Annotated in this window: 27 protein-coding genes, 1 tRNA gene and 1 pseudogene; 13 read left to right on the forward strand and 16 right to left on the reverse strand. The window is 42.6% G+C overall.

All coding sequences use genetic code 11. The annotated features are described in order from the left end of the window. Positions 1–217: 217 nt before the first annotated feature. A complete protein-coding gene (locus AAHT65_RS03050) occupies positions 218–1,237 on the reverse strand; it encodes an alpha/beta fold hydrolase (RefSeq protein ID WP_063638039.1) in 1,020 nt (339 codons plus the stop codon). A 136-nt stretch (positions 1,238–1,373) separates the two neighbouring features. Between AAHT65_RS03050 and AAHT65_RS03055 the strand changes: the two genes are divergently transcribed. From AAHT65_RS03055 to speG, 9 genes and pseudogenes are all read left to right on the forward strand, one after another. Beyond that, positions 1,374–2,282 (forward strand): LysR family transcriptional regulator, encoded by a 909-nt coding sequence (locus tag AAHT65_RS03055; protein ID WP_343310970.1) that lies wholly within the window; start codon positions 1,374–1,376, stop codon positions 2,280–2,282. Positions 2,283–2,645: 363 nt separating this feature from the next. After that, positions 2,646–2,841, forward strand: a pseudogene (locus tag AAHT65_RS21585) (hypothetical protein); the annotation flags it as partial. Between the two features lie 448 nt (positions 2,842–3,289). Continuing rightward, positions 3,290–4,714 carry a glycoside hydrolase family 68 protein gene (locus AAHT65_RS03060; RefSeq protein ID WP_088118023.1) on the forward strand — a complete coding sequence of 475 codons (1,425 nt, stop codon included), beginning with the start codon at positions 3,290–3,292 and terminating at the stop codon, positions 4,712–4,714. Positions 4,715–4,883: 169 nt separating this feature from the next. Then, entirely contained in the window at positions 4,884–6,449 is a 1,566-nt protein-coding gene (locus tag AAHT65_RS03065) for a glycoside hydrolase family 32 protein (protein ID WP_268513110.1), read from the forward strand. 186 nt (positions 6,450–6,635) lie between these two features. Next, complete coding sequence (aspP, locus tag AAHT65_RS03070; protein ID WP_003326818.1) at positions 6,636–8,198, forward strand: aspartate/proton symporter AspP; 1,563 nt, start codon at positions 6,636–6,638, stop codon at positions 8,196–8,198. 104 nt (positions 8,199–8,302) lie between these two features. Next, positions 8,303–8,887 carry a TetR family transcriptional regulator gene (locus AAHT65_RS03075; RefSeq protein WP_003326817.1) on the forward strand — a complete coding sequence of 195 codons (585 nt, stop codon included), beginning with the start codon at positions 8,303–8,305 and terminating at the stop codon, positions 8,885–8,887. Positions 8,888–8,968: 81 nt separating this feature from the next. Then, positions 8,969–9,304 (forward strand): DMT family transporter, encoded by a 336-nt coding sequence (locus AAHT65_RS03080; RefSeq protein WP_010790011.1) that lies wholly within the window; start codon positions 8,969–8,971, stop codon positions 9,302–9,304. Next, entirely contained in the window at positions 9,304–9,618 is a 315-nt protein-coding gene (locus AAHT65_RS03085; protein WP_010790012.1) for a DMT family transporter, read from the forward strand. The genes AAHT65_RS03080 and AAHT65_RS03085 overlap by 1 nt, the downstream gene beginning before the upstream one ends. 25 nt (positions 9,619–9,643) lie before the next feature. Next, positions 9,644–10,171: a spermidine N1-acetyltransferase gene (gene speG / locus AAHT65_RS03090; RefSeq protein WP_003326814.1), complete on the forward strand. Its 528-nt coding sequence runs from the start codon at positions 9,644–9,646 to the stop codon at positions 10,169–10,171. Positions 10,172–10,257: 86 nt separating this feature from the next. Here the strand turns inward: speG and AAHT65_RS03095 are convergent, their stop codons facing one another. Next, the gene (locus AAHT65_RS03095) at positions 10,258–10,743 is read right to left on the reverse strand and encodes a DinB family protein (RefSeq protein ID WP_106272584.1); all 486 of its coding nucleotides are present in this window, start codon (positions 10,741–10,743) and stop codon (positions 10,258–10,260) included. Between the two features lie 161 nt (positions 10,744–10,904). Next, positions 10,905–10,980: transfer RNA gene (locus tag AAHT65_RS03100), tRNA-Arg, on the reverse strand. Between the two features lie 285 nt (positions 10,981–11,265). Between AAHT65_RS03100 and clpP the strand changes: the two genes are divergently transcribed. Then, positions 11,266–11,862, forward strand: coding sequence for an ATP-dependent Clp endopeptidase proteolytic subunit ClpP (clpP, locus tag AAHT65_RS03105; protein ID WP_003326811.1), 597 nt, complete (start codon positions 11,266–11,268; stop codon positions 11,860–11,862). Between the two features lie 33 nt (positions 11,863–11,895). On the opposite strand, the gene AAHT65_RS03110 is transcribed toward clpP, so the two are convergent. After that, positions 11,896–12,504, reverse strand: coding sequence for a DJ-1/PfpI family protein (locus AAHT65_RS03110; protein WP_094232825.1), 609 nt, complete (start codon positions 12,502–12,504; stop codon positions 11,896–11,898). Between the two features lie 84 nt (positions 12,505–12,588). Continuing rightward, positions 12,589–13,164 (reverse strand): TIGR00730 family Rossman fold protein, encoded by a 576-nt coding sequence (locus tag AAHT65_RS03115; RefSeq protein ID WP_088118028.1) that lies wholly within the window; start codon positions 13,162–13,164, stop codon positions 12,589–12,591. Between the two features lie 114 nt (positions 13,165–13,278). Between AAHT65_RS03115 and AAHT65_RS03120 the strand changes: the two genes are divergently transcribed. Beyond that, complete coding sequence (locus AAHT65_RS03120) at positions 13,279–13,599, forward strand: MazG nucleotide pyrophosphohydrolase domain-containing protein (RefSeq protein ID WP_010790015.1); 321 nt, start codon at positions 13,279–13,281, stop codon at positions 13,597–13,599. A 27-nt stretch (positions 13,600–13,626) separates the two neighbouring features. On the opposite strand, the gene AAHT65_RS03125 is transcribed toward AAHT65_RS03120, so the two are convergent. Continuing rightward, on the reverse strand, positions 13,627–15,237 hold the full coding sequence (locus AAHT65_RS03125) for a SulP family inorganic anion transporter (RefSeq protein ID WP_094232826.1): 1,611 nt from the start codon (positions 15,235–15,237) through the stop codon (positions 13,627–13,629). Positions 15,238–15,255: 18 nt separating this feature from the next. Further along, on the reverse strand, positions 15,256–15,840 hold the full coding sequence (locus tag AAHT65_RS03130; protein WP_094232827.1) for a beta-class carbonic anhydrase: 585 nt from the start codon (positions 15,838–15,840) through the stop codon (positions 15,256–15,258). A 408-nt stretch (positions 15,841–16,248) separates the two neighbouring features. Here AAHT65_RS03130 and AAHT65_RS03135 point away from each other — a divergent pair, with 408 nt between their 5' ends. After that, complete coding sequence (locus AAHT65_RS03135; RefSeq protein WP_094232828.1) at positions 16,249–17,223, forward strand: 2-hydroxyacid dehydrogenase; 975 nt, start codon at positions 16,249–16,251, stop codon at positions 17,221–17,223. Between the two features lie 37 nt (positions 17,224–17,260). Here AAHT65_RS03135 and AAHT65_RS03140 read toward each other — a convergent pair whose 3' ends face one another. The 4 genes from AAHT65_RS03140 to AAHT65_RS03155 all read right to left on the reverse strand — a co-directional run bounded on the left by AAHT65_RS03140 (position 17,261) and on the right by AAHT65_RS03155 (position 21,819). Continuing rightward, positions 17,261–19,201, reverse strand: a complete 1,941-nt coding sequence (locus tag AAHT65_RS03140; RefSeq protein WP_343310971.1) for an ABC transporter permease — start codon at positions 19,199–19,201, stop codon at positions 17,261–17,263. Continuing rightward, positions 19,176–19,955: an ABC transporter ATP-binding protein gene (locus AAHT65_RS03145; RefSeq protein WP_010790020.1), complete on the reverse strand. Its 780-nt coding sequence runs from the start codon at positions 19,953–19,955 to the stop codon at positions 19,176–19,178. The genes AAHT65_RS03140 and AAHT65_RS03145 overlap by 26 nt, the downstream gene beginning before the upstream one ends. Positions 19,956–20,050: 95 nt before the next feature. After that, positions 20,051–21,112 carry a HAMP domain-containing histidine kinase gene (locus AAHT65_RS03150; RefSeq protein ID WP_277713936.1) on the reverse strand — a complete coding sequence of 354 codons (1,062 nt, stop codon included), beginning with the start codon at positions 21,110–21,112 and terminating at the stop codon, positions 20,051–20,053. Next, entirely contained in the window at positions 21,106–21,819 is a 714-nt protein-coding gene (locus tag AAHT65_RS03155) for a response regulator transcription factor (protein ID WP_003326800.1), read from the reverse strand. Before AAHT65_RS03155 ends, AAHT65_RS03150 begins: the two co-directional genes overlap by 7 nt. 232 nt (positions 21,820–22,051) lie before the next feature. Here AAHT65_RS03155 and AAHT65_RS03160 point away from each other — a divergent pair, with 232 nt between their 5' ends. Then, a complete protein-coding gene (locus AAHT65_RS03160) occupies positions 22,052–22,453 on the forward strand; it encodes a ribonuclease (RefSeq protein WP_420915263.1) in 402 nt (133 codons plus the stop codon). Positions 22,454–22,498: 45 nt separating this feature from the next. Here the strand turns inward: AAHT65_RS03160 and AAHT65_RS03165 are convergent, their stop codons facing one another. Genes AAHT65_RS03165 through rapZ form a run of 5 tightly spaced genes read right to left on the reverse strand, consistent with a single transcriptional unit; the run spans position 22,499 to position 26,382 of the window. Next, positions 22,499–23,260, reverse strand: coding sequence for an arylamine N-acetyltransferase (locus AAHT65_RS03165; RefSeq protein ID WP_151290160.1), 762 nt, complete (start codon positions 23,258–23,260; stop codon positions 22,499–22,501). Positions 23,261–23,283: 23 nt separating this feature from the next. Continuing rightward, positions 23,284–23,541 carry an HPr family phosphocarrier protein gene (locus AAHT65_RS03170; protein ID WP_003326797.1) on the reverse strand — a complete coding sequence of 86 codons (258 nt, stop codon included), beginning with the start codon at positions 23,539–23,541 and terminating at the stop codon, positions 23,284–23,286. A gap of 24 nt (positions 23,542–23,565) precedes the next feature. Then, positions 23,566–24,516: a DNA-binding protein WhiA gene (gene whiA, locus AAHT65_RS03175; RefSeq protein ID WP_003326796.1), complete on the reverse strand. Its 951-nt coding sequence runs from the start codon at positions 24,514–24,516 to the stop codon at positions 23,566–23,568. 23 nt (positions 24,517–24,539) lie between these two features. Then, a complete protein-coding gene (locus AAHT65_RS03180; RefSeq protein WP_003326795.1) occupies positions 24,540–25,493 on the reverse strand; it encodes a gluconeogenesis factor YvcK family protein in 954 nt (317 codons plus the stop codon). A gap of 1 nt (position 25,494) precedes the next feature. Beyond that, positions 25,495–26,382, reverse strand: a complete 888-nt coding sequence (gene rapZ / locus AAHT65_RS03185; RefSeq protein WP_094232833.1) for an RNase adapter RapZ — start codon at positions 26,380–26,382, stop codon at positions 25,495–25,497. Positions 26,383–26,389: the final 7 nt, after the last annotated feature.

Genomic DNA, 26,389 nt, shown 5'->3' on the forward strand with positions numbered 1-26,389 from the left:
AAATTCAATGTTAATTCTTAAAGATGGGGTAGCGTCAGGAAAATGCGGATTTACAACGTTAAGGAATTCTCAATATTAAAAAAGCCTAATTTCTCAATTAAATGCAGAGAAATTAGGCTTTTTTCATCACTTCATTTTTTGGCTTTTGATGAAATGTAGACCTATTTTTTTGTTGTATACTCTGACACTTTCTTCCGGAACAATTACTAATGACTATTTATCCGTTTGGATTAAGCCACAACAAGCGTTTCAGATTGTCATCTATAAATTTATTATCGACACTGTTGATTCCGCGACCGGCAAAATGGCCCCAGATAGATTCGATAGGATTAAAAACAGCATTAGGTATAAGCTTAGCCTCGTATTCGTTATCGTCTGCAGTGCAGAAGAGATCCGTACTCCCTGGCATGACGCAGGCTAGCGCTTTAATGTTTTTAAGCGCCTCATCGAAATCTCCATTATAGACAGGATTTGCACTAATATCTGCATTTTGGCCTGTCCATAACATGGCGAGGACATTGTGCGGATCCATCTTCATAAAGCTATCTTCCCAGACGCCAGCCACAAAATCTTCTAATGAGTCAAATCCCATATCACGATAAAGTTCCTCTCTGTAATACGCCTGTGATAGGCCCCATCCCGCATAGACACGGGCAACGGTGCGCATGTCTGCTGAAGTCAACTGGTTTAGTTTACTTGAATCGAAGCCAACTGCAGCCATGAGCGCGGCTTTCATTCCGTCCAGAACCACATACGTTTGCGGCCAAGTCTTTGCACCTCCGCAGAAAGGTGCAATTCGTTCTACCATGTCGGGATAACTTGCCCCCCATTGGTATGATTGAATGCCTCCCATTGACCATCCAACTACGAGTGCAATCTTTTGAATGCCGAATTTCTCGGTCACCAGCCGATTTTGAAATTTAACGTTGTCATAGATGGTTACCTGCGGAAAATTAGCCTTGTCGAATGGAGGAGGCGTGTTACTAGGAGACGAAGATAATCCGTTTCCCAGCAGATTTGGAACAATAATGAAATATTTCTGCGGATCTAGTGCCATGCCGTTTCCAATCAGCCATTCATTCTGACCATGCTGGTCTCCAAAAGCAGTTGGATAGACGATGACATTATCTTTCTTTTCATTCAATTCACCATAAGTTTTATAAGCAAGAAAAGCGTTAGGTAAAGTCACTCCTGATTGCAATGTTACGTCACCTAAATCAAAAATTTCATAATCCATTGTATGATTGCTCCCTTCAAAGTGAAATCCAAAATGTATTTCTTGTTGCTAGTATAAGCCTGTGGTAATTTCAAGAAAAGTGAATAAAATTCAAAGTAGTATTCAAAAATATTGAAAGCAAAAAGGAGGTAGTGTGATGGAATTGCGCCAACTGATTACATTCCGCACGGTTGCTACAACTTTAAACTTCAGTCGGGCTGCGGAAGTGCTAAACTACGTCCCCTCCAACGTCACGGTGCAAATAAAAGCATTGGAGGATGAACTTGGTGTTCGTCTCTTTGACCGCTTAGGCAAGCAACTCGTGCTAACAACTGCGGGGAAACGCTTTTTAACTCATATCCAAAGCGTTCTAGACAAATTGGACGAAGCTCGCAGTGTCGTTCATGACAACGAAAATCTAAGCGGCACCCTAACGATCAGTGCCAACGAGGTTCTTTGCGCTTATCGGCTTCCAGTTGTCTTTCAGCTATTTCGTTTGCGTCACCCGGGAGTTCGTCTCATCTTCCAATATGTTCCAAACCAAAAACTCAAGCAAACGCTCTTTGATGGAACCGCGGATGTCGTCTTTATGCTGGACGAAACCATTCTCTCAACGAGACTTGCAGTAGAACCGTTACTGGAAGAAACTTTCCGCTTGTTCGTCGCTCCTGACCATCCTCTTGCGAAACTAACTGTACTGCAGCAGGAAGATTTTCACGGAGAAGTGTTCCTGGTAAATGAAAAGGGATGTACCTATCGAACCATGTTTGACCGGTCATTTGAGAAGAAGGGCATTGATGATATTACTTATTTAGAGTTTCAAAATGCCGAAGCCATTAAACAATGTGCAATTACGGGAATTGGTATTGCCTTTCTTCCCGAAATAACAGTGAATGCCGAAGTTGAACGGGGTGAACTTGTTGCTCTTCCATGGCAAATTCCGGACTTGCACGTATATACACATATGGCATGGCATAAAGACAAGTGGCTTTCACCAATCATATTATCTTTCATAGAAGCAGCAAGGGAAGTTATAGCCATGAAGGATGAGAAAAAAACGATTTAGCCTATTCAGTGATATTTCGATATTTTCCTAACTTCTGTTGGTTATCTAATTGGTACTTTCTATCAGGAAATTTAATACTTACATACAGCAGTAAGACATCTTGGTGTGATAAATAAGATGCCTTACTTATGCTTTTCTATAAATAATGATGTATTTTTTGCAGTTTTATTTTAATAAAAGATGCTAACACCTATTCATTAAGGTTTCGCGAAGAGTCTCACTTAAACTATACTGCCAGTTACTTTAAGTGCAAAAATTCATGGCCTCTTCAATTTTTCTTCAAAGTATTACTCAATTAAAAGGCCATTTAACGGAATAAGGAATGATTATTGTTTTCCTTCTGATAGCTTTCTATATTAGGGAACGAACCATCATCAGCTTCAAAGAGCCAGTGCTTTAAATATAATAACCAATACCCTCAGTATCTGGAAACTCTATATTCGTCTATAGCGATAGAACATAAAAAAGGATTAGCTTCTAAATGAGGATTTGTTGCATCATATGTTATTCGGAAACAAAGATCTCTTTAGATACTTTAAGACCATTAAGAGTTCCTTAACGTTGTTAAAATCAGGATAATCGTCATGAAAATATGCTTAGCGTTGTAAATCCGCATTTTCCTGACGGTACCCCAAGATGGCAAGAGAGAGTTCAACAAAGAATTCACGGAAATCTGATGACTCATAATATGCGGCGATTACCAGCCTTTTCGCCTATATAAAATGAAAAAAACTATTAAAAGACGATTCTAAAAGAGGAACAAAGTCCGGTTGAAATCAAATAACCAATCAATTAGAGTAATGGTGAAAAGAAAATAACGCAGGTTTGTTACTGATAAAGCAGGCAAGACCTAAAATGTGTTAAGGGCAAAGTGTATTCTTTGGCGTCATCCCTTTACATATTTTAGGTCTTTTTTTATTGTGCGTAACTGACTTGCCATTTATCAAACAGGAGGGCTGGAAGAAGCAGACCGCTAACACAGTACATAAAAAAAGGAGACACGAATGATGAACATCAAAAAGTTTGCAAAACAAGCAACAGTATTAACCTTTACAACTGCACTGCTGGCAGGAGGCGCGACTCAAGCGTTTGCGAAAGAAACGGATAACAAACCATATAAAGAAACATATGGCGTTTCCCATATTACCCGCCATGACATGCTGCAAATCCCTGAACAGCAAAAAAGTGAGAAATATCAAGTGCCTCAATTCGATCAATCAACAATTAAAAACATCTCTTCTGCAAAAGGGCTGGACGTATGGGATAGCTGGCCTTTGCAAAATGCTGACGGCACCGTTGCAAATTATCATGGCTACCACATTGTATTCGCTTTAGCGGGAGATCCTAAAAACGCGGACGACACTTCTATTTACGTGTTCTACCAAAAAGCAGGCGAGACTTCAATCGACAGCTGGAAAAACGCAGGAAGAGTGTTTAAGGATGGCGATAAATTTGCAGCAAACGATCCGATTCTAAAAGATCAAACGCAAGAATGGTCCGGTTCGGCGACATTAACATCTGATGGAAAGGTTCGTTTATTTTACACAGATTTCTCTGGTAAGAATTACGGCAAACAAACCTTAACAACAGCTCAGGTTAATGTGTCTCAGCCTGATCAGAACTCTCTCAAAATTGACGGTGTTGAAGATTATAAATCTATTTTTGACGGCGACGGCACAACCTATCAAAATGTGCAGCAATTTATTGATGAGGGCAACTATAGCTCCGGCGATAACCATACGCTAAGAGATCCTCACTATGTAGAAGAAAACGGCCATAAATACCTTGTGTTCGAAGCCAATACGGGAACTGAAGTTGGCTACCAAGGCGAAGAATCTTTATTTAACAAAGCATACTATGGCAAAAGCACATCATTCTTCCGTAAAGAAAGTCAAAAACTTCTGCAAAGCGATAAAAAACGCACAGCTGAATTAGCTAACGGCGCACTCGGCATTGTTGAATTAAACAATGACTACACGCTGAAAAAAGTCATGAAACCGCTGATTACGTCTAATACTGTAACAGATGAAATTGAACGTGCGAATGTCTTTAAAATGAATGGAAAATGGTATCTGTTCACTGATTCAAGAGGATCAAAAATGACAATTGATGGCATTTCGTCTAACGATATTTATATGTTAGGTTATGTATCCGACTCCTTAACAGGCCCATACAAACCGTTGAACAAAACCGGCCTTGTTTTACAAATGGACCAAGATCCTGGCGATATCACCTTTACGTACTCTCACTTTGCCGTACCGCAAGCTGAAGGAAATAATGTCGTAATCACAAGCTACATGACAAACAGAGGCTTCTATTCAGACAAACAGGCTACGTTTGCGCCAAGCTTTTTACTAAACATTAAAGGCAAGAAAACATCTGTTGTTAAGAACAGCATCCTTGATCAAGGACAACTAACAGTTAATAAATAAGAAGAAGTACTGAATAAGCTCCTGTATAATAACGAAAAGAAAATGCCGATGAACCGTTGGCATTTTTCTTTTCGTTATTCATTTATTTTCCAGGTGTACAGATTCTTCTCCAAATCAAATTTAATTGCATACATTCCAAGATGTAAAATAATGAAAGCGGGAAATCTATTTGATAAAAAGAGTCTTTAACAAAAAAGTATATAAGCGGTTAAGTGTTTTCATTGTGTGTTGTTTAGGCCTATTCATCGGCATTGGGTTAGCGGTCCACCATAAGGAGGAGAAGAAGAAAACAACCGATCCCCCCTCTTATCGGGCAGCGTACCATTTTACAACACCGGATAAATGGAAAAATGATCCGCAGAAACCTATCTATTTTGACGGAAAGTATCATTACTATTATCTCTATAATGGTGATTATCCAAGCGGCAACGGGACAGAATGGCGCCATGCAATATCAGAAGATTTGGTGCATTGGACAGACGAAGGAGTCGCCATTCCTAAATATACAAATAAAAATGGTGATATCTGGTCAGGCTCAGTCGTTGTTGATACAGAAAATACGGCGGGCTTCGGAAAGAATGCCATTGTCGCAATTATGACACAGCCCTCTGCCAACGGCGGCAAGCAGGAACAATATCTGTGGTACAGCACTGACAAAGGACAAACGTTCACATCATACAGTGAAGATCCGGTTATGGCCAACCCGGGAACAAAGGATTTCAGAGACCCTAAGGTAATCTGGGATGACCAAGCCGGTAAATGGGTGATGGTGATGGCAGAAGGAACAAAGATTGGGTTTTATGAATCCCATAATCTAAAGGACTGGCACTATACAGGAGGATTCCTCACTCAACATACCGGTCTAATTGAATGTCCCGACCTTTTCAAAATGCGTGCAGATGACGGGACGTATAAATGGGTGCTGGGCGCCAGCGCGAATGGCAAATCCGAGGGCAATCCGAACACCTACGCCTATTGGATCGGCGACTATAATGGCAGGGAATTTACGGCCGAGGACAAGGAACCCCAATGGCTTGACTATGGATTTGATTGGTATGGCGGCGTGACGTTTGAAGACGGGACAAGCAGTGATAAATACCAAAAACGTTATGCGCTGGCTTGGATGAACAATTGGGATTATCCGGACAATACACCCACGCTGCGGGATGGCTTTAACGGAACAGATTCTATTGTTCGCCAAATCAAGCTGGCACATGAAGGAGATAATGGATACACTCTGAAATCAGAACCAATCGAAGCCTTGAACAGCTTAATCAGTTCAACGGATACTATTGAACATCTTGAGGTGACTGGTGAAAAAACACTGAATGTCACAGGTGACACGTATCAGCTTGACACCGATATCCTTTGGTCTGATATCAAAAATACAGGTATACGGCTTCGTGAATCAGCAGATAAAAAGCGCCATATTGATGTTGGCGTTTTTGCAGAAGGCTCCTACTCGTATGTCAGCAGAGCTTCTGTACGACAGCCCGACAAAAAGAAAACATATCTTGAAAGCAAAGCGCCGTTTGATGCACATAACAAAAAAGTCCATCTCAAAGTATTGATTGATAAGACAAGTATTGAAGTATTTATTGACGATGGGAAAACCGTTTTTTCAAGTGAAGTATTTCCCCGTGCACACGATAAAGGAATCACCCTTTTTGCTGAAGGCGGCACTTCTGTCTTTAAAAATGTCGAGATCAAACATTTAGAGTCTATCTATAAATAACAGACTCAAGAAAACAGGTGCAGCATGGTCTAGCACCTGTTTTTATCTTACTGCTTGTTTGAGTGCTTTCGGCTAATCAAATATCAATCAACAGATCGTGTATGATCGGCTTAAGAATGGGTATTGTAAGTAAAGCGATCATTCATTTGAAGTGTTAAAAACGGCTTGATCTTAAGGAGGAAGCGGATGTCTAAACAAGGAAATTTCCAAAAATCCATGTCGCTATTTGATCTTATTCTGATTGGAATGGGGGCCATCTTTGGTTCAGCGTGGCTGTTCGCTGTCAGTAATGTCGCTTCCAAAGCAGGTCCGTCAGGCGCTTTTTCCTGGGTCCTCGGGGGTGCCATCATCCTGTTAATCGGTTTGGTTTATGCAGAGCTTGGTGCTGCCTTGCCCCGTACCGGAGGAATTATCAGATATCCTGTCTATTCACACGGCCACCTTGTAGGCTATTTAATTTCCTTCGTAACGATTGTAGCTTATACAAGCCTGATTTCAATTGAAGTAACGGCAGTCCGCCAGTATGTGGCTTATTGGTTTCCCGGCCTGACAGTGAAAGGGTCTGACTCTCCGACCATCGCCGGCTGGATCTTGCAATTCGCCTTACTTTGCTTGTTTTTTCTATTGAATTATTGGAGCGTCAAAACCTTTGCAAAAGCGAACTTCATTATTTCTATTTTTAAATACATTGTTCCGGTCACCATCATCATTGTGTTAATCTTTCATTTTCAACCGGGCAATATGTCAGCCGGCGGGTTTGCTCCATTTGGTTTTACCGGCATTCAGGCAGCCATTTCCACCGGCGGCGTCATGTTTGCGTACCTCGGGCTGCACCCGATTGTGGCTGTTGCAGGTGAAGTAAAAAACCCAAAGCGCAACATCCCGATCGCTTTAATTATCTGTATCATCGTCTCAACGATCATTTACACCATCCTTCAGATTACTTTTATCGGAGCGATTCCGACTGAGACGTTAAAACACGGCTGGCCGGCGATCGGACGGGAGTTCTCATTGCCGTTTAAAGATATCGCGGTCATGCTCGGATTAGGTTGGCTTGCTACATTAGTCATCTTAGATGCCATTTTATCGCCGGGAGGCAACGGAAATATTTTTATGAATACAACCTCGCGTCTCGTTTACGCCTGGGCGCGGAACGGCACGTTATTTCATGTGTTTTCGAAGGTGAATAAAGAGACGGGAACACCCCGGGCCTCACTATGGCTGTCGTTCGGCTTGGCTATTTTCTGGACGCTTCCCTTCCCTTCCTGGAATGCACTCGTCAATGTTTGCTCTGTTGCGTTAATTCTTTCATATGCCATCGCGCCAATTTCTTCTGCTGCATTGAGAGTAAACGCAAAAGACTTAAACAGGCCGTTTTATTTAAAAGGAATGAGTATCATCGGGCCGCTCTCCTTTATTTTCACAGCCTATATCGTGTATTGGTCCGGATGGAATACCGTTTCTTGGCTTCTTGGCTCACAGCTTGTCATGTTTTTGATTTATCTCTGCTTCAACAAGTATGCGCCAAAGGAAGATGTCAGCTTAGCGCAGCAGCTTAAATCGGCCTGGTGGCTTGTCGGCTTTTACATCATGATGCTGATCTTTTCTTATATCGGCTCCTTTGGACACGGTTTAGGCATCATCAGCAATCCTGTTGATCTCATCTTAGTCGGCATCGGCTCGCTCGGAATTTATTACTGGGCGAAGTATACGGGCCTTCCGAAAGCGGCCATTGATTATGATAAATAATTGGTACAGGAGAAGTAAGAGTGAAATCTTACTTCTTTTGTTTACAAAAAAACAGCTTTAAGGTAAAATGAATGATAGTCATTCATTTTAGGAGGATCTTCACTATGCCAAAACACACGTCAGGGAAATATGAAAAAATACTGCACGCGGCCATTGAAGTCATTTCTGAAAAAGGATTAGATAAGGCTTCCATTTCAGATATCGTGAAAAGAGCCGGGACTGCACAGGGTACATTTTATTTGTATTTCTCATCTAAAAATGCTCTTATACCGGCTATCGCAGAGAATCTTCTGACACACTCTTTAGATCAGATCAAAGAAAAAATGAACGGAAACGAAAATTTCTGGTCTGTCTTAGATATCTTAATCGACGAAACATTCAATATTACGAACCTTCATAAAGATATTATTGTTCTTTGTTACTCCGGTCTTGCTATTGACCATTCCATGGAAAAATGGGAAGCCATCTATCAGCCGTATTATTCTTGGCTTGAGGGTATCATTAAGAAAGCTGTTGAAAACAACGAAATTATTAGCGATATTAATGTGAGATGGACGGCCAGAACGATTATAAACCTGGTTGAAAATACAGCTGAACGGTTTTATATCGGTTTTGAACAAGAGGAAAATATCGAAGTGTTTAAGAAGGAGATCTTTACATTCTTAAAAAGAAGCTTACTTACCGCATAAAAATTGAGCGGGTTGTCCTGCTTATTTTTTGCTTCCTATAAAATGACTGACGTTCATTCATAAACTACAGAGGTGTTTCAAATGTATTGGTTACTTGTTTTCATCGCCGGTTTCTTAGAAGTCGTATGGGCCTCGGGCCTTAAATACGCGGATTCGCTATTCGATTGGATTATTATCTTTATGTTGATTGCAGTAAGCTTTATTTTGTTAATTCGTTCTTACAAAAAAATACCTATGACAGCCGCTTATACCGTTTTTGTCGGAATTGGGACAGTCGGCACTTACGTAACGGGAATCTTTTTAGGCGAACCCTTTTCCGCAGGCCAATTATTCTTTTTAGCCTTGCTGTTATTCGGAATTTTAGGAATGAAACTCTTTACCAAAGAGCAAAACAATCAATCAAGAGGTGAACAGTAATGGCGTGGTTGTTATTATTCATTGCCGGCATAGAGGAAATTATAGCTGCAATTGCAATGAAATATATAGACGGCACAAGAAAAAAATGGCCCATCATCGTGATGTGTTTCGGCTTTATTCTATCATTTTACTGCCTTTCAAAAGCCATGCAGGTCTTGCCAGCAGGAGTTGCGTATGCCGTATGGACCGGAGTGGGCAGCATCGGAGTTACAGCAGTCGGGTTTTTATGGTTTAAAGAACGGTTTACCCTTTCACAGCTGATCTCCCTTAGTCTCATACTCGTCGGCGTCATCGGCTTAAGACTTACATCATAACTTATACACATTGGAGGATATCCCCATGCATAACCAGCTTAAATTGCGTCCGTTAGAACGAGAAGACTTGGCATTTGTCCACCGTCTTAATAATGATGCGAAAATCATGTCTTATTGGTTTGAAGAGCCTTATGAAGCGTTTGTAGAGTTGCAGGATTTATATGACAAGCACATTCATGACCAAAGTGAACGGCGCTTTATTGTGGAAAAAGACACAGAAATGGTCGGACTGGTTGAATTAGTCGAGATTGATTATATCCACCGCAGAGCAGAGTTTCAAATCATTATTGATCCGCGTTATCAGGGCAATGGCTACTCAGTCATCGCGACCTATTTGGCGATGAATTACGCGTTTTCAGTATTGAATCTGCACAAACTTTATTTAATCGTGGACGAAGAAAATACAAAAGCCATTCACCTTTATAAGAAATCCGGTTTTTCTATGGAAAGCGAGCTGCAAGACGAATTTTTCGTCGACGGATTTTACCATAATGCCATCAGAATGTGCATTTTCCAGAAAGAGTTTTTGACAATGAAGCAGAATAGATCATAACAATAATCAGTAAAATACCAAGGGCCTGGCGCTCTTGGTATTTTATGCTGTTCTGAAGAATCATGGGGCAATCAGACGCATGACATTCAGTGTACACCTCTAGCAGAATCCCAACTGCCCTGCTCTTTGCGGATATGAAGAATCTGTCCGATATGATAGGTATTGTGAAGAAATAGATGGGTCAGAACAGAGGACCATGGTTCGTCATCGTTTATATAAGCAACAGAAGTAAATTTTTCGTCATCACTATGATGTAATTCCTCCCGCCATCTGAGGAAAATGCTCTCCATGTTTTCAACTGTGTCATGCCAAGACGTTTTTCCCGCATGAAATGTTGTGTTATTATCACCTTTAGAAGACAATACTTCTTCTCCTTTAAAACGAAGTAAATAACGCTCATTATAAAAATTAAGATGATTCATGATTTCTTGTATAGAGTTTGTGCCGCTGACACTTTTCCATTGTGCCTGTTCTTCGGACAAACCTTCAATTGCATGCTTTAATGAAACAAACCAAGTATTTTGATCATAACAGGCAGCCAACTGGTCGATAAATATTGTTTTGTCAGTCATAAGTGATCCTCCTTATGTGTAACTAACAAGCATTATTCGATGACTCAGTAAGTAATCCCTGCTCGTACATCTAACGAAAGGTTTGCGATTTCTTTTTACACATAAAAAAAGACAAGGACGGCAAACTGCCAAATCCTTGTCTTTCCTGTTGTTCTATTGGACGCGCTCGGAGGGATTCGAACCCCCGGCAGACGTGGTACCGGAAACCACCGCTCTATCCAACTGAGCTACGAGCGCATATAAATAAAAATTTCTTACAACGTCAGCACAACTTATTATACGGGATTTTACGGCGGATGACAACCCTATAATTTCTGGTCCTTTGCCTTTTCACAAACTTGCTCACATAAAGATTCACTTCTCTTCATAAACCATAATACAATGGTTTGAACGCCTTTTATTTTGGGAAAAATGGTGAAAAGATACTTCTTTTTGTTTTTAGTCAGCTTTTTGTTTGACCTTTATTGACCAAAAATGTATCATGTAACTACATACTTACCTAAAAGGTGAAGGAGGAGCATTATGAATTTAATACCTACAGTCATTGAACAAACGAACCGCGGGGAAAGAGCATATGACATTTACTCTCGTCTATTGAAGGACCGTATCATCATGCTTGGATCTGCGATTGATGACAACGTTGCGAACTCCATCGTGTCACAGCTTTTATTCCTAGAAGCAGAAGACCCTGAAAAAGATATTTCTATTTACATCAACAGCCCGGGCGGTTCTATCACTGCCGGTATGGCGATTTATGATACCATGCAGTTTATTAAGCCAAAGGTGTCTACAATTTGTATCGGTATGGCTGCATCAATGGGTGCGTTCCTGCTTGCTGCCGGAGAAAAAGGCAAACGCTATGCGCTTCCTAACAGTGAAGTTATGATTCACCAGCCGCTTGGCGGAGCGCAAGGTCAGGCAACGGAAATCGAAATTGCTGCGAAACGCATTCTCTTGCTTCGCGACAAATTAAACAAAGTTCTTGCTGAACGCACAGGTCAGCCGCTTGAAGTCATTGAGCGCGATACTGACCGCGATAACTTCAAATCAGCCGAAGAAGCAATGGAATACGGCTTGATTGATAAGGTTTTGACACGCAACACTGAAGAACAGAAATAAGATGAAAGAGCTGCCTTAACAGGCAGCTCTTCTTTATCCAAACGGATGATCATATTCCATTCGTTTCGCGGTCTGCTTTGCGGTTTGTTCTCCGAGAAGCCTCCTTACAATATGAAAAGACATGTTGATCCCCGCCGATATTCCGCCTGAGGTGACGATATGCCCTCCATCCGTATACTTTACTTCTCTGACAACCTCAACTTCCGGAAATTCCTGTTCCAGTCTGTCATAGCTTGCCCAGTGTGTGGTTGCTTTTTTACCGTCCAGCAGCCCGGCTTTTGCTAAAAGAAGCGCTCCCGTACAAACGGACAGCAATAATTCAACAGATGCAGACCGTTCCTTGATCCAATCAATCAGACGGTCATTATGTATTTCTGTATTTCTAGCTCCCGGTCCTCCCGGCACAATCAGAATATCGAATTCCGGTGCCTGCTCAATGGAATAATCAGGACTGACAGTCAAGCCGTTTCTCGCCTTTACCGGTTCCCCTGTTTCTGAAATTGTTTTGACGGAAAAAGGTTTGCACTCATCCCCTTTTTGATCAGTAACAGCCGTGACCGAAAAAACTTCAAACGGCCCGGCAAAATCAAGCACCTCAACATCATCAAAAAGCAAAATACCGACACTCCAGCTCCCTTTCATACTCCGCCTCTTTTCATGAATGTTTCAGCCCGCCAGTTCAGAAAAAACCACCGCGGGCAATGGAAACAAGTTCATATCAGTCTTTTAAATCTCTGTCCACTTTTTCTCTAAAATCGGGTAAGCGTAGTCTCTCATCTGCTGTATTAATTCAGCCGGACGGGAGGAGCTGTGGATGAGTTTTAAATGTGACTCGTTTGAAAAACCTTCCTGAATGCTGTATTTGATCATTTTCATCATCGGCTCAAAATACCCGTTGACATTATAAAGCCCGATTGGTTTTTGGTGAATCCCGATTTGCGACCAGCAAAGCACTTCAAATAATTCTTCATATGTACCGAAACCGCCCGGCATGGCGATATATCCATCGGCAAGTTCGCTCATCTTCGCTTTTCGCTCATGCATTCCGTTCACTTCAATCAGTTCTGTCAGCTTTTGATGGACAACCTCCCCGGAAAAAAGACCGCTCGGCATAACTCCAATCGCCTTTCCCCCATGTTCCATCAGCGTATCGGCTATCGTGCCCATAAGACCGACTCTGGAACCGCCGTAAACAAGGCCTATCTCTTGCTCCGCCATATACACTCCCAGTTCCGCCGCTTTTCTTTTGTACTCTTCATTGACTCCCGGGTTCGATCCTGCAAATACACAAATTGTTTTCATCCCGCCATCTCCAAATCAATATATTGTATAAAAACATAAAAACCACACTATATATTGTCCCATGCGTATGAGATAATATCAACATCATTTATAAAAGTTACAGGAGTGATTTTTTTGCAGTTGGCTGAAGCTGAAAAATGGATGAAGGATTTTTATGAAAAAAGAGGCTGGACAGAGTACGGGCCTTTCATACGGGTGGGGTTTTTAATGGAGGAAGCTGGAGAGCTGGCGAGGGCTGTAAGAGCCTATGAAATCGGCAGAGACCGTCCGGATGAAAAAGAATCGACTCTTGAAGAACGAAAGCAAGAGCTGATTGAAGAAATGGGCGACGTCATCGGAAATATCGCCATTCTGGCCGATATGTACGATGTGTCTTTAGAAGACGTGATGAAAGCCCATCAAGATAAACTGACTAAACGATTCGAAAACGCATGAAAAAACGGCCGCAATGGCCGTTTTTTTTTAACCTGTGATTTCATCCTGATGATCAAAGAAATGCTGCTTTCCTATTTTGTGAAAGAGGCCTGTTTTATGCAGAAGCTCTTTAGGCTGGGATTGCAGGCCGACGATCATCAGTTTACCGTTATTCCGTTTCATTCTGTTCATAATATTCACCAAGACCGCTTCGGCGGACGTGTCCATATAATGCACTTTATTCATAAGTAAAATCATGGTCTTCGGTTTCTCTTGGACACGCTCTAAAAGGGATGATTCCAGTGAATCAATCGATCCGAAAAACAGCGGTCCTTCAATAGAATACATGCTGACAGAAGGATCGGCTCCCTGCTGTTTGTTTGCGGCTTTGGCCATGACGGGATGCGATTCCTGATTGTGAATGCGGGTCGCCTCGCTCATTCTTCTGATAAAGAACACAAAAGCGAGCAATAATCCCGTTGCCACACCAATAATTAAATCAAAAAGAACCGTTAAGATAAAGGTTGCTGCTAAAATGAAGGAATCGGCGTTTCTTAGCCTCAGCACATTCGCGACTTCCTTCCGTTCACTCATATTCCACGCCACGACCATCAGAACCGGCGCCATGCTCGCAAGCGGCACATGGGAAGCATATGGTGCGAATACAAGCAGCACGAGCAGCACAACGACGCCATGAACGACACCCGACACCGGCGAAACCGCTCCATTTTTAATATTGGTTGCCGTTCTTGCGATAGCTCCGGTAGCCGGAATTCCGCCAAACAGAGGCGCAGCCATATTGGCAATTCCCTGGCCGACCAGCTCTTTGTTGCTGTCATGTTTCGACCCCTTCATGTTATCAGCTACCATTGCAGACAAGATCGACTCAAGACCTCCGAGAAGAGCGATGACAAGCGCGGCCGGAAACAGCATCACCATTTTATCCAGTGTAAATTCCGGAAATTGAAACTCTGGCAAATGACGCGGGATTTCCCCATATGTGGAGCCAATGGTTGCCATGTGATCAGGGAAAAACACAACCGCAACCATCGTTGAAATAAGCAAAGCCAGCAGAGCACCTGGAATTTTCGGCATCAATTTGGCAGACACAAGCAAAATGGCGAGTGCAATAACCGCAATCAAAATGGCATACCAATTAAATGTGCCGATCTTCTGTGCAATTTCAAACATATTCAGATGAAAGTTCTCATGTTTTTCTACATTTCTCAATCCGAAAAAATTAGCGATTTGCTCAGTGAATATTAATACCGCGATACCGGCCGTAAAGCCGATGATGACTGGTTTCGGAACGAACTTCATAATTTTACCGAGTTTAAACAGGCCGAATAGCACCAGCATTACTCCTGCCATAAACCCCGCAATCAATAGGTTTTCAAGTCCGTACTGCATCACGATGCCAAACAATATCGGCACAAAGGCGCCTGTGGGACCGCCAATTTGAAATTTCGATCCGCCAAATAAAGAAATACAGATCCCTGCGACGACAACAGTATACAGCCCGTATTCAGGCTCGACTCCCGAGGCAATGGCAAAAGCCATCCCTAAAGGAATTGCCACAACTCCTACTACTATACCTGCAATCAGGTCTTTCTGAAATTTCTGTAAATTGTATCCCTTGTATCTCCCTGAGAATCGCATATTACGTTATAACCTCCCTTATGAATTAGTCTTTATTAACTCAGTTTCATAACCGTTAATGACAACATCAAGTTTGCCTGTTTCGGGATGAATGACAAGCCCATGAACTGGAAAATTTTCTGGTAACAGCGGGTGATTCTTGATCATATTCACACTATGGGTAACGCTTTCTTCTACGCTGTGAAAACCCGTCAGCCAAGTTTCCAAATCCAGGCCCGCGCTATTCAGCAAGTTCAGACAGCTTTCTTCCACTCCGCGTTCCTTTGCTTTTTCAAGAATGGACGAAGCATTCAGCCCTGACATTCCGCACTCATGGTGGCCAATAATACAAACCTCTTCAGCCTGTAATTCATAAATGGCGACCAATATGCTGCGCATGACACTTCCAAATGGGTGGGAAACGATGGCTCCTGCATTTTTCACAATTTTAGCATCGCCGTTTTTAAGCCCCATTGCTTGAGGAAGAAGTTCAGTGAGCCTTGTATCCATACAGGTGACAATGACAAGCTTTTTTGTAGGGAATTTTGTCGTTTTGTAAGGTTCATATTTCTTCTCCCTGACAAATTGATCATTGTGTTCCAAAATCGTTGTTAATGAAACCATTCAATTTCATCTCCCATCCATATGATATTGCAAGCCTTCTTTCCTAGCCTACAGTAAGGAATTATAGCATAGGAACAGACAGCAAAAAGGCTTTCAAAAAAAGACACTATAAATGAACTGTAAATTAAAAATCATAAAAATTTATATCTTTCAAAGATAATAAAATTTATATTCATTCAATCCTATAATCCTGCTTTAAGAGGTTTGCTAGCAATTGTCTGACAAAAAATATAGGTGAATTCAGATAATTTAAAAACTTTTTTAATCAGAGAACGCCTTATTTTTATTCTCATGAATCATTTTAAGTTCAAAAGAACCAGAAATATGATAAACGCAGTCATAATTTTTAACTTCTATTTATTTCCGATATAATAAAATAGACAACAGCAATATAAAGGGGGAGCCTTTTTGAAACCATTTGTATTTATCGCAAAACCGATTCCTGAAGACATTGAGAAGATGATCGGCGAGCATTGCCGCTATGAGATATGGCAGGAGGATACACTTCCACAAGAGGTGCTCTTCGAGAAAATGAAAGATGCTGAAGGGCTTTTAACTACTGGAACATCAGGGCCGTCCATCAACAGCGAGCTGCTTGAACATGCTCCTAAGCTGAAGGTCGTCAGCAATCAATCCGTAGGCTATGATAATTTTGATATAGAAGCGATGAAAGCAAGAAACGTCGTCGGCACTCATACGCCTTATACACTGGATGACACAGTGGCCGATCTGGCCTTTTCTTTAATTCTTTCCTCTGCCAGACGTGTTGCTGAACTGGACCGTTTCGTCCGGGCCGGTAAATGGGGGACAGTTGAGGAAGAAGCACTTTTCGGCATTGACGTCCATCATCAAACATTAGGCATTATCGGCATGGGCAGGATCGGCGAGCAAGCGGCCAGACGCGCCAAATTCGGTTTCGATATGGACGTGCTTTATCATAACCGCCATCGCAAACAAGAAACTGAAGAAAGCATCGGCGTCAAATACGCTGAGCTTGACAAACTGCTGGAGCAATCAGATTTTGTTCTGCTGATTACTCCGCTGACTGACGAAACATATCACATGATCGGGGAACGTGAATTTAAGCTGATGAAGGATTCGGCAATTTTCGTCAATATTTCCCGGGGAAAGACGGTTGATGAAAAAGCGCTCATCCGTGCCCTTCAAGAAGGATGGATTCGCGGTGCGGGTTTAGATGTGTACGAAGAAGAACCAGTCGCAAAAGACAATCCGCTCTTGCAGCTTGACAACGTCACCTTACTGCCGCATATTGGCTCAGCAACAGCGAAAGTGCGCTTCAATATGTGTAAACAGGCTGCCGAAAACATGATCGCGGCTATCAAAGGGGAAACACCGAAAAATTTGACAAGAGAATTTCAGTAAATCAAAAAATCCGGTCTGATGAAGACCGGATTTCATATTACATATGCTGGAGGACAGCACGCTTGTAAATATGACGAGTGACGATATAATAAACAGCCTGGAACACAAAATAAATGAAGATGACAATCACGGCTTCAAGAAATAAGTTAGCATTCAGCATGTTGCTTAACGCCGCATACGCAAAGCCGGCGTGAATCGTGCCCGCAATAAATGGGATGAAGAACAAAAATCCAATTTGTCTTCCAAGGATGGAGTGAATCTCTTTGTCGGTAATCCCCATCCTCTTTAATGCTAACACTTGCACTCGCGTATCTTCTATTTCAGTAAACATCCGCAAATACAGCATGCTTCCTTGCACGATAAAAAACAGCACGCTGACAAACAGACCGATAAACAGCATTAATGCGACTCCCTGCTTCACCATTTGAAAACTCGGAGCACGCGTTTGAAAATCAGATGTATGTTCTTTCGGCACCATGTTTTCAAGCTTTTCAGAGACATCCACCGTCTCCTTCCAATGCTCAAGCTCATAGCCTACCACTCTCGTCTGATCCTTCAGCGGCACCTCCTGTGTCAGGCTGTCAAAGCTTTTTTCGTTGACAACTAATAAACGGCTGACTCCTCCGACTGACATCAATATCCCTTTGTTTTGCTGCTTTTTCATGACATAGGAAAGTGATTTTCCTGATTTTATATGAAATGCTGCTTTTTCCCCTTCTCTGAACGTGTCTTTTACCATCATCTGAAACGGGACATTGATAAACGCTTCATTTTCTTGTAAATGAATAACAGGGAAACCTTTTTCCTTTGCGACTTGATTATAGATTTTCTCTGAAATCAGCAAGGCCTCTGCTTCCGCTTTCTTGTTCCCATACGGCAAATCTGATTGAAATGTGACAGGAATCCCTGTGGCATTCACCTTATACTTGATGTCAGCATCTGCTTTTTTCAATGTGTTCTCAGCCATCTCAGGCTTCATAACCTGAAAGCGGGAAGCGTCTTTTTCCACCCAGGCAACAGATTGAGGAATACTTTGCTCCTCCTGCCTTTCTAAATCAGCATAAAACATATAGATGACTCCTGTAGCAGTTAAAATGACCGCCGTAATGACAGAGGTTAAAAACAGCATGCGTGCATGATCCTTCAGCCTAAATATCATGTTGGAACGCACAATGATATTGGTTCCTTTATAAAAGCTGTGTTTCTTTCTGTACAGCATGCGGAAAAACGCGACACTGCTTTGTGTAAAGAAGAAATACGTGCCGATTAACACTAAAATCAAAATTGGAAAGACACGAAACATCATGTCGATCGCATTGGCTGTGGCAGACAGATAATAACCGCCCGCCAGACAAAGCAAAGACAGCACAGAAAGCCATTTCGAATAGGCCGGTAAACTTTTAGGTTTTTGAGCGGATTTAATCAAATCTATGATTTCAAGCTTGCGAATCTGTCCCAGCGATAAAATGAGCAGGACTTGAAACAATATAAGAAAACCGGCAGCCGTCAGCACAAACGCTTTCGGTACAATCGCAAATGAGATCGGCACCTTCACGCTGAGCATCCATGTCATGATCATAAAAAACAGTTTCGAAAATAACAGCCCCGTTCCGATACCGGCTGCAATAGCCGCAAGAGAAATCAACGACTGCTCATAGTAAATCATCTTTCGAAGCTGCTGCTTTGATGTCCCGAACAGCGTAAACAAGCCAAACTCTTTCTTTCTCGCCTGCAGAAACGCTGAATTAGAATAAGAAATAAAGAATATACAAAACACGATAATGACGATAAGAGCCGCGCTCAAACACGTTTTCACAAGGCTTCCGCCATACACATTGTCTTCCGTCACATCCGGGTGAAAAATAAAAGAGGTGAAGACAAAAAAGACCGAGACGGCAAACACACAGCTTAAAAAGTAGGCAACATATCTTTGCAGATTCCCAATAATGTTTTTACGGGCGATGGTTCTCAAATTCATGAAAATCGCCTCCCAACACACTCAGGGTATCTAGTATACTTTGATAAAACACCTGCTGATTCGTTCCCCTGCGGATCTCTGAAAAAAATCTTCCGTCTTTAATAAAGACGATCCGTTTACAGAAGCTTGCCGCTGTAGCATCATGCGTAACCAATAGAATCGTTGCTTCCTTTTCTTCATTCAGCTGAGCCAGCGTGTTCATCACCTGTTTGGCAGACTTTGAATCAAGGTTGCCTGTCGGTTCATCCGCCAATATAAGTGCCGGATTATGAATAATGGCTCTTGCGCAGGCCGCACGCTGCTGCTGGCCGCCCGACACTTCGTATGTACGGTGGTCTAAAATATGTTTGATTTGCAGGGTATCTGCCAGTTCATCTAAGCGGTTTTCCATTTCACTCAGCTTTACGTTGTCCAATGCGAGCGGAAGCAGGATGTTTTCCCGAATCGTGAGCGTATCAAGCAGATTAAAGTCCTGAAAGACAAAGCCCAGCTCTCTTCTGCGAAACAAAGCCAGCTCTTGATCCTTTAACGTTTTTGGCTGAATGCCGTTGATCATCATCTCACCCTGAGTCGGCTTATCAATGGTGGCCAGCAAATTCAAAAGCGTGGTTTTTCCGCTTCCGGACGGCCCCATGATGCCGACAAATTCTCCTTTATCGACATTGATGTCAAAATCGGTGAGCGCCTGATAATTGAGTGTTCCTTTATTTGAATAATACGTTTTGCACAGTTTTTTTGTTTCTAATACTTTCATGTGTTCTGCGCCTCCTTTTTCTTTATTATAAAAAGGAAGTCAGCAGCCTCCCATCGAACTTTCTTTCAAATCGGTCGCTGTACCTTACAATATTGTCACATAGTAAGAGTATCGCTGGAAAAGACGAGCGTCATCACCGTTCCTTTCCCTTCCTCTGATTCGGCGGTCAGCCTATGTCCGAGCTGATGGCAGACTTCCTTTGCCAAATAGAGGCCCATTCCGGTCGCCTGTGCCATTTTCCTCCCATTCTCTCCGGTAAAAAACGGCTCAAACACCCGGGGAAGGTCATGGTCGGGAATGCCGATTCCTTCATCAGCCACCGACAAACGAACCTCAGGCCCGCACTCTTGAATACTGATTAAAATGCTGTCTCCCGAGCCCTGATGAGAATATTTTAACGCGTTAAAAAGAAGCTGCTCTAATACGAAGGTCAGCCATTTTTGATCACTGGAAATGTTCACAGGCATTTGAGGCGCTTCCAGCACCGGAAATATACGCCGTTTTATAAACTGCCGCTTCTCTTTATTGATCAGACTTCGGACGAGCCCCGCCACATCAAAGGTTTCAGGTTTTACATCAAAGGCGAATTCATCAAGCCGGGCGGTCTGCAGCATCATTTCAAGCCCGTGACGAAATCGCTCATTTTCAGCTTCAAGCTCTTCTAAGAAAACTTCAGTTGATGGCGAATCCATTTTTTTGCCTTCCTGTATCATCATGGAAATGACGGAGACCGGTGTTTTCATATGGTGAATCCACTGATTAATAAATGTTTGATGCTGTTTTTGTTTATTCATATATTGTGCGATCTGCCTATCGTACTGCTGATTCAGCTCTTTCAAAATATCAGTCCATACCGCCTGCTCCCTCGTGCGGGGATTTCGAGCCGACAATGCGGCCCCCATGTTATAAGCCGGCGAATCCGCTTGGTCCGCGCAGCTTTTCAAAAATGTGAGAAACGAATATTGCCTGATATAATCCGCAGTAAAACCGACAGCCAATAACACGCCAGGGAGAACCCAGAGGTAGATCAAGTTTTCTAATGAAAGCTTAGCGCCGCTTTCCGTTATGCTAAAAAAAGCGATCAGCATGGCAGCCCCTATACTCAAAAAGGAAAAAAGAATAATGACAATGCGGTCAAGCAAATAGGTCTTTAACACTCTTGTTCATCCTTCCGGTTTATTTCAAATTTATAACCCTTTCCTCTTATCGTAGTGATGGCCTCTTGTAAGCCCGCATTCTCCAGCTTTTTTCTCAAGCGATTGACATTCACCGTCAATGTGTTGTCATCCACAAAATCAATCTCATCCCACAATGCCTCAAGCAATTCATCCCTTGTCACAATTTTTTTATGTTCTTTTACGAAAATGGACAGAAGCTGAAACTCTTTTTGCGAGAATGACATTCGATTGTTTTTCCATTCCGCTTCATACTTATCCGGATAGATATATAATTCACCAATCTCTACTACTTTTGATTCTTGTGAGATTGAGGGAGAATACTCCCCATACGTCCGGCGCAGCACACTTTTGATTTTTGCGAGCACCACTTCCAGATGAAACGGCTTTGTGATATAGTCATCGCCGCCGTGTTCAATGGCCATCACCTGATTCAGCTCGTCCGTGCGCGCGGAAATAAAAATGATCGGAACGTTTGAGATCGTTCTGATCTGCCTGCACCAATAAAAACCATCAAAATAAGGAAGATTAATATCAAGCAGCACAAGATCCGGCTTCATAGCCGTAAATTCTTCTTTAATCTGATTCAGCTTCTCAGCTATTTGCACATGGTAGCCGTATTTTTGCAGATGTCCGCACAATAAAGAGGCTATCCGTGTATCATCTTCAACAAGCAATATACTGTACATCTTTTATCCCCTTTTTTCTCAAAGTGTTCCTGTTATTTTTAGCCCAATGCTAGTCGAAAAGAATTATTTTTCAGAAAAATTAATTTATTTTAATTCGTTGCTGTTACAATACGTAATAGATAAACATCGTTAGAGCCTCATACCTCTTGAAATTCATTAAAGACAGGAGGAAGGTTAATTGAGGAAAAAATGCTTATCACGGATTGCTGTATGTATGATGCTGCTGTTTTCAATGACAAGTTTGCTGTTTTCACCAGATGCGAAAGCAGAACAGAGATCAATGGAATCAGCCGCTGCATCAGCTCAGGTTATTAACACCTTTGACGGCGTTGCTGATTATTTACTGACGTACAAAAAGCTTCCAGACAATTATATCACGAAGGCACAAGCCCAGGCGCTTGGCTGGGTAGCTTCTAAGGGCAATTTGGCAGAAGTAGCGCCGGGAAAAAGCATTGGCGGTGATGTATTCAGCAACCGTGAAGGCAGGCTGCCGGCAAAAAGCGGCCGCACATGGCGTGAAGCCGATATCAATTATACATCTGGCTTCAGAAACGCCGACCGGCTGCTGTACTCCAGCGACTGGCTGATTTACAAAACAACAGATCATTACGAAACATTTACACGAATCAGGTAGATGCGCGACAAAAAAACGGTTACCCTAGGGATAACCGTTTTTGCATTATTGCTTGAAAAAGTGTTCTTCCAGCTTCCGGCCAAAATCTGATGCATGAATATTTTCTTTGGCAGATTCACCGTTCTTCCGGTTCATAGTCAAATGATCCTCTGTCAAAACCAAATATCCGTCAGGCGTCAGTTTGGAAGCGAGCGGCTTTTTATTAAAGGGTGACAGGTCATGATGATAAATGATGTCTCTCATAGCTGACAGGTCATCAGCCTCTATTTCTTTAAGGGTAAAAGCGTATCCCGTCTGCCAGCCTTCTCCTTTGTCCATCTCAAGCACATGGCTGCCCATTTCTGTCTGTTGTTCTATGATGCGGTATTTGCCTGTGGCGGCTTCCACGGTTTCTCCTGATAAAGGAATTGGCTGCAAAGCGAGATTAACGCCGAAACCGATGTCGATGATATAATCGCCTTCTTCAGTAGATAGCAGAACAACGGCGTGCGTTCCCTCTAACGCCCACTGGCCTTCCTTTTGAGTATAGACCGTGCCGCTAATCAGCCTGACATCAAACCCCGCTTCAAAGAGCACATAGTAAAGAAATCCGTTCAGATCGTAACAAAGACCTCCATGCCGCTCTTTCACGATGTGATTCCATAAGCCGTCCCTGGACATATCATATTGATGTTTCTCCAAAACGGCCCGATTTTCAAACGGAAGCTGATAAGCCAGTTTGGTTAAAAAACGAGGAAGTTCGTCAAAAGCCAGTGTATCCTGATCCCATCCTATTTTTGTAAAACATTCTTCCAGAAATTCGTTCATCTTCCGGACCTCCCTGCATGCGCTTAAACTTCTTCCTGAACGTAAGCAGTAAGTTTTTCAAGCGCTTCTTGTTCGTCTTCTCCCTCTGCAATCAAGGTCACTTCAGTGCCTGTGCTTACCGCAAGGCTCATCAAGCCCATAATGCTTTTCGCGTTGACCTTTTTTCCATCCTTCTCAAGAAATACATCTGATGTATATCGGTTTGCTTCTTGTACAAACAAAGCAGCCGGACGTGCTTGCAATCCCGTTTTTAATCGCACTTCCACTTTCTGCTGAACCATAAGATCTCCCCTTTTCTGTACGGTTTATTTTAAAGTGATGGTTTGCCCCGTTCGCAGCTGTTCTGCGATTTCGTCAAGTTTCCTTAGACGGTGGTTGATACCGGACTTACTGATCTTTCCGCTTGTGACCATTTCCCCTAGTTCTTTGAGTGTTACTTCTTGATAATCTATCCGAAGCTGTGCAATTTCTCTGAGCTTATCAGGAAGTGCTTCCAGCCCGATTCTTTCATCGATGTACTTAATGTTTTCCACTTGTCTGAGCGATGCCCCGATTGTTTTGTTTAAGTTTGCCGTTTCACAATTGACGAGTCGGTTCACGGAGTTACGCATATCTCTGACGATTCTGACGTCTTCAAATCGAAGCAGAGAATTGTGGGCTCCGATGACATTCAGGAATTCGGTGATTTTCTCAGCTTCCTTTAAATATGTGATATAGCCCTTTTTCCGTTCCAATGTTTTACTGTTCAAATGAAACTCATTCAACAGTTCACATAAGGAATCGTTGTGCTCTTTATAGAGAGAGAATATTTCCAGATGATAAGAGGAAGTCTCAGGATTATTGACAGAGCCTCCCGCTAAAAACGCCCCTCTCATATAAGAGCGCTTGCAACATCTTTTTTTGACAAGCTCCTCGGAAATATTTCGTTCAAACACAAAATTCTCGCCGAGTATTTTTAAGTCCTCTAATATCAATTTTGCTTTTTCTGAAAAGCGTACGATGTAAACGTTGTTCTTTTTAAGCCGCATTTTTTTTCTGACGAGCAGCTCGACCGACACATCATACTGCTTTTTCAGCAATGTATAAATGCGGCGGGCGATCGCCGCATTTTCGGTTTGGACATCAAGCACAAGATGGCGGTTGGAAAACGATAAAGACCCATTCATCCGAATGAGCGCTGAAAGCTCTGCTTTTGAACAGCAGTCCTTCACTTCAAGATTGGTCAGCTCTTTTTTTGTTTCTGATGCAAATGACATATAGCCACCTCATTTCAAGGCTTCTATTCTTTCAATAAATCCACGAGAAGAGAAGCCACTTTATGTGTATCGTGACGAATTACGTCATTTTTATAAGTTACGATGCGGTCTCTGATGACCTCGAGCCCCATCGTCTTCAGATCATCGACATTGAAATCAACAGGGCGCGCCAATTCCATTGCGTACTTCTGTTTTATTTCGTCAGGAATATCCTCATTGTTTATTAAAATCGTATCAATAAATGGACGATCCATATGATCATTCAGCGCTTTTACATGGTCGGCGGCGCTGTAATTCAGCGTTTCGCCAGGCTGGGTCATCACATTGCATATATATACTTTTTTCGCTGATGCCTTTAATACTTCCTCACCGATCTTCGGAACGAGCAGATTCGGAAGAATGCTTGTATACAAGCTGCCTGGACCGATAATGATCAAGTCCGCTCCCCGGATCACTTCAAGGGTTTCCGGCAGCGGATCAATTTTTTCGGGTGTAAGGAAAACCCGCTTAATGCGCTGTCCGTATGACGGAATCGTGGATTCTCCGGATACCACCTGGCCGTCCTCCATTTCAGCGTGAAGGATGACACTGGTATTGGCAGCCGGCAGCACTCTCCCGCGGACATTCAACACCTTACTCATTTCTGTCACAGCGTGAAAAAAATCACCGGTTATATTCGTCATCGCTGCAAGAATTAAGTTTCCGAGTGAATGGCCTGTCAAATCGCTCCCTTTGTTGAAGCGATGCTGGAACAGGTTTTCAACCAATGGCTCCACATCGGATAAAGCGGCAAGCACGTTTCTGATATCACCTGGCGGCGGAATTTGCAGTTCGTCTCTTAAACGCCCTGAGCTCCCGCCGTCATCGGCAACCGTTACAATTGCAGTAATATCAACAGGCTTATGCTTTAAGCCCCTCAGTAAAACCGAAAGGCCTGTTCCGCCGCCAAAGATTGCGATTTTCGGCTTCTGTCCCATTTTATTTACGGCTTCTCTTTTCAATGTCCCGGTGAGTGACATGAGTATAGTAATCCTGTTTAAAATAGTCAGCCAAATATTCGACAAGCGTGACTGAGCGGTGCTGTCCGCCTGTACATCCGATAGCGATGACGAGCTGGCTCTTTCCTTCCCGTTTATAAGACGGCAGCATAAAGCTCAGCAAATCAATAAGCTTTTCATTAAACTTTTGCGTTTCATTCCATTTCATGACGTAAGAGGACACCTCTTCATCCTTCCCCGTCAGCGGCCGCATACTCTCAATGTAATAAGGATTCGGCAAAAATCTGACGTCAAAGACGAGATCTGCATCAATCGGAAGACCGTATTTGAATCCGAACGACATAATATTGACTGTAAAAGTTTCACCTTGATTTGTCGCAAAGTGATTTACAATTTTTTCACGCAGATCCTTCGGCTTCATGTCAGACGTATCGTAAATCATTTGGGAACGGCCTTTCAGTTCCTCAAGTAGCTCACGTTCAATTCCGATTCCTTCAAGCGGAAGGCCGGTAGTCGCCAGCGGATGCGAACGCCTTGTTTCTTTATATCGTGTCACGAGAATGGAATCCTTCGCGTCTAAAAATAAAATGCGCGGCGTAATCCAGGAGCTTTCCCCCATTTCATCCAGCGCCTCGATCAGCCGGTCAAAAAATTCACGGCCACGCAAATCCATCACAAGCGCGACCTTGCTCATTTTAGAGTTTGATTCCTTCATCAGCTCTAAAAATTTCGGAAGTAATGAAGGCGGCAGATTATCGACACAGAAATAGCCGAGATCCTCAAAGCTCTGAATGGCAACTGTTTTTCCCGCTCCCGACATTCCAGTTATAATGACGAGCTGAATATCATGCGTTTCACTCACACTCATCTTTTCT

Source organism: Bacillus atrophaeus (genome assembly GCF_039519175.1).
GTDB classification, from domain to species: domain Bacteria; phylum Bacillota; class Bacilli; order Bacillales; family Bacillaceae; genus Bacillus; species Bacillus atrophaeus.

What these genes read in the sequence shown, in the direction of transcription:
- AAHT65_RS03125 (WP_094232826.1), bottom strand. Translation starts at nt 15,237, where the DNA reads ATGCGATTCTCAGGGAGATACAAGGGATACAATTTACAGAAATTTCAG.
- AAHT65_RS03155 (WP_003326800.1), bottom strand. Translation starts at nt 21,819, where the DNA reads ATGTACAGTATATTGCTTGTTGAAGATGATACACGGATAGCCTCTTTA.
- AAHT65_RS03095 (WP_106272584.1), bottom strand. Translation starts at nt 10,743, where the DNA reads ATGACTGACAAAACAATATTTATCGACCAGTTGGCTGCCTGTTATGAT.
- AAHT65_RS03080 (WP_010790011.1), top strand. Translation starts at nt 8,969, where the DNA reads ATGTATTGGTTACTTGTTTTCATCGCCGGTTTCTTAGAAGTCGTATGG.
- AAHT65_RS03180 (WP_003326795.1), bottom strand. Translation starts at nt 25,493, where the DNA reads ATGGGACAGAAGCCGAAAATCGCAATCTTTGGCGGCGGAACAGGCCTT.
- AAHT65_RS03165 (WP_151290160.1), bottom strand. Translation starts at nt 23,260, where the DNA reads ATGAACGAATTTCTGGAAGAATGTTTTACAAAAATAGGATGGGATCAG.
- aspP (WP_003326818.1), top strand. Translation starts at nt 6,636, where the DNA reads ATGTCTAAACAAGGAAATTTCCAAAAATCCATGTCGCTATTTGATCTT.
- AAHT65_RS03170 (WP_003326797.1), bottom strand. Translation starts at nt 23,541, where the DNA reads ATGGTTCAGCAGAAAGTGGAAGTGCGATTAAAAACGGGATTGCAAGCA.
- whiA (WP_003326796.1), bottom strand. Translation starts at nt 24,516, where the DNA reads ATGTCATTTGCATCAGAAACAAAAAAAGAGCTGACCAATCTTGAAGTG.
- AAHT65_RS03075 (WP_003326817.1), top strand. Translation starts at nt 8,303, where the DNA reads ATGCCAAAACACACGTCAGGGAAATATGAAAAAATACTGCACGCGGCC.
- clpP (WP_003326811.1), top strand. Translation starts at nt 11,266, where the DNA reads ATGAATTTAATACCTACAGTCATTGAACAAACGAACCGCGGGGAAAGA.
- speG (WP_003326814.1), top strand. Translation starts at nt 9,644, where the DNA reads ATGCATAACCAGCTTAAATTGCGTCCGTTAGAACGAGAAGACTTGGCA.
- rapZ (WP_094232833.1), bottom strand. Translation starts at nt 26,382, where the DNA reads ATGAGTGTGAGTGAAACGCATGATATTCAGCTCGTCATTATAACTGGA.
- AAHT65_RS03115 (WP_088118028.1), bottom strand. Translation starts at nt 13,164, where the DNA reads ATGAAAACAATTTGTGTATTTGCAGGATCGAACCCGGGAGTCAATGAA.
- AAHT65_RS03050 (WP_063638039.1), bottom strand. Translation starts at nt 1,237, where the DNA reads ATGGATTATGAAATTTTTGATTTAGGTGACGTAACATTGCAATCAGGA.
- AAHT65_RS03130 (WP_094232827.1), bottom strand. Translation starts at nt 15,840, where the DNA reads ATGGTTTCATTAACAACGATTTTGGAACACAATGATCAATTTGTCAGG.
- AAHT65_RS03145 (WP_010790020.1), bottom strand. Translation starts at nt 19,955, where the DNA reads ATGAAAGTATTAGAAACAAAAAAACTGTGCAAAACGTATTATTCAAAT.
- AAHT65_RS03140 (WP_343310971.1), bottom strand. Translation starts at nt 19,201, where the DNA reads ATGAATTTGAGAACCATCGCCCGTAAAAACATTATTGGGAATCTGCAA.
- AAHT65_RS03160 (WP_420915263.1), top strand. Translation starts at nt 22,052, where the DNA reads ATGACAAGTTTGCTGTTTTCACCAGATGCGAAAGCAGAACAGAGATCA.
- AAHT65_RS03110 (WP_094232825.1), bottom strand. Translation starts at nt 12,504, where the DNA reads ATGAAAGGGAGCTGGAGTGTCGGTATTTTGCTTTTTGATGATGTTGAG.
- AAHT65_RS03055 (WP_343310970.1), top strand. Translation starts at nt 1,374, where the DNA reads ATGGAATTGCGCCAACTGATTACATTCCGCACGGTTGCTACAACTTTA.
- AAHT65_RS03060 (WP_088118023.1), top strand. Translation starts at nt 3,290, where the DNA reads ATGAACATCAAAAAGTTTGCAAAACAAGCAACAGTATTAACCTTTACA.
- AAHT65_RS03085 (WP_010790012.1), top strand. Translation starts at nt 9,304, where the DNA reads ATGGCGTGGTTGTTATTATTCATTGCCGGCATAGAGGAAATTATAGCT.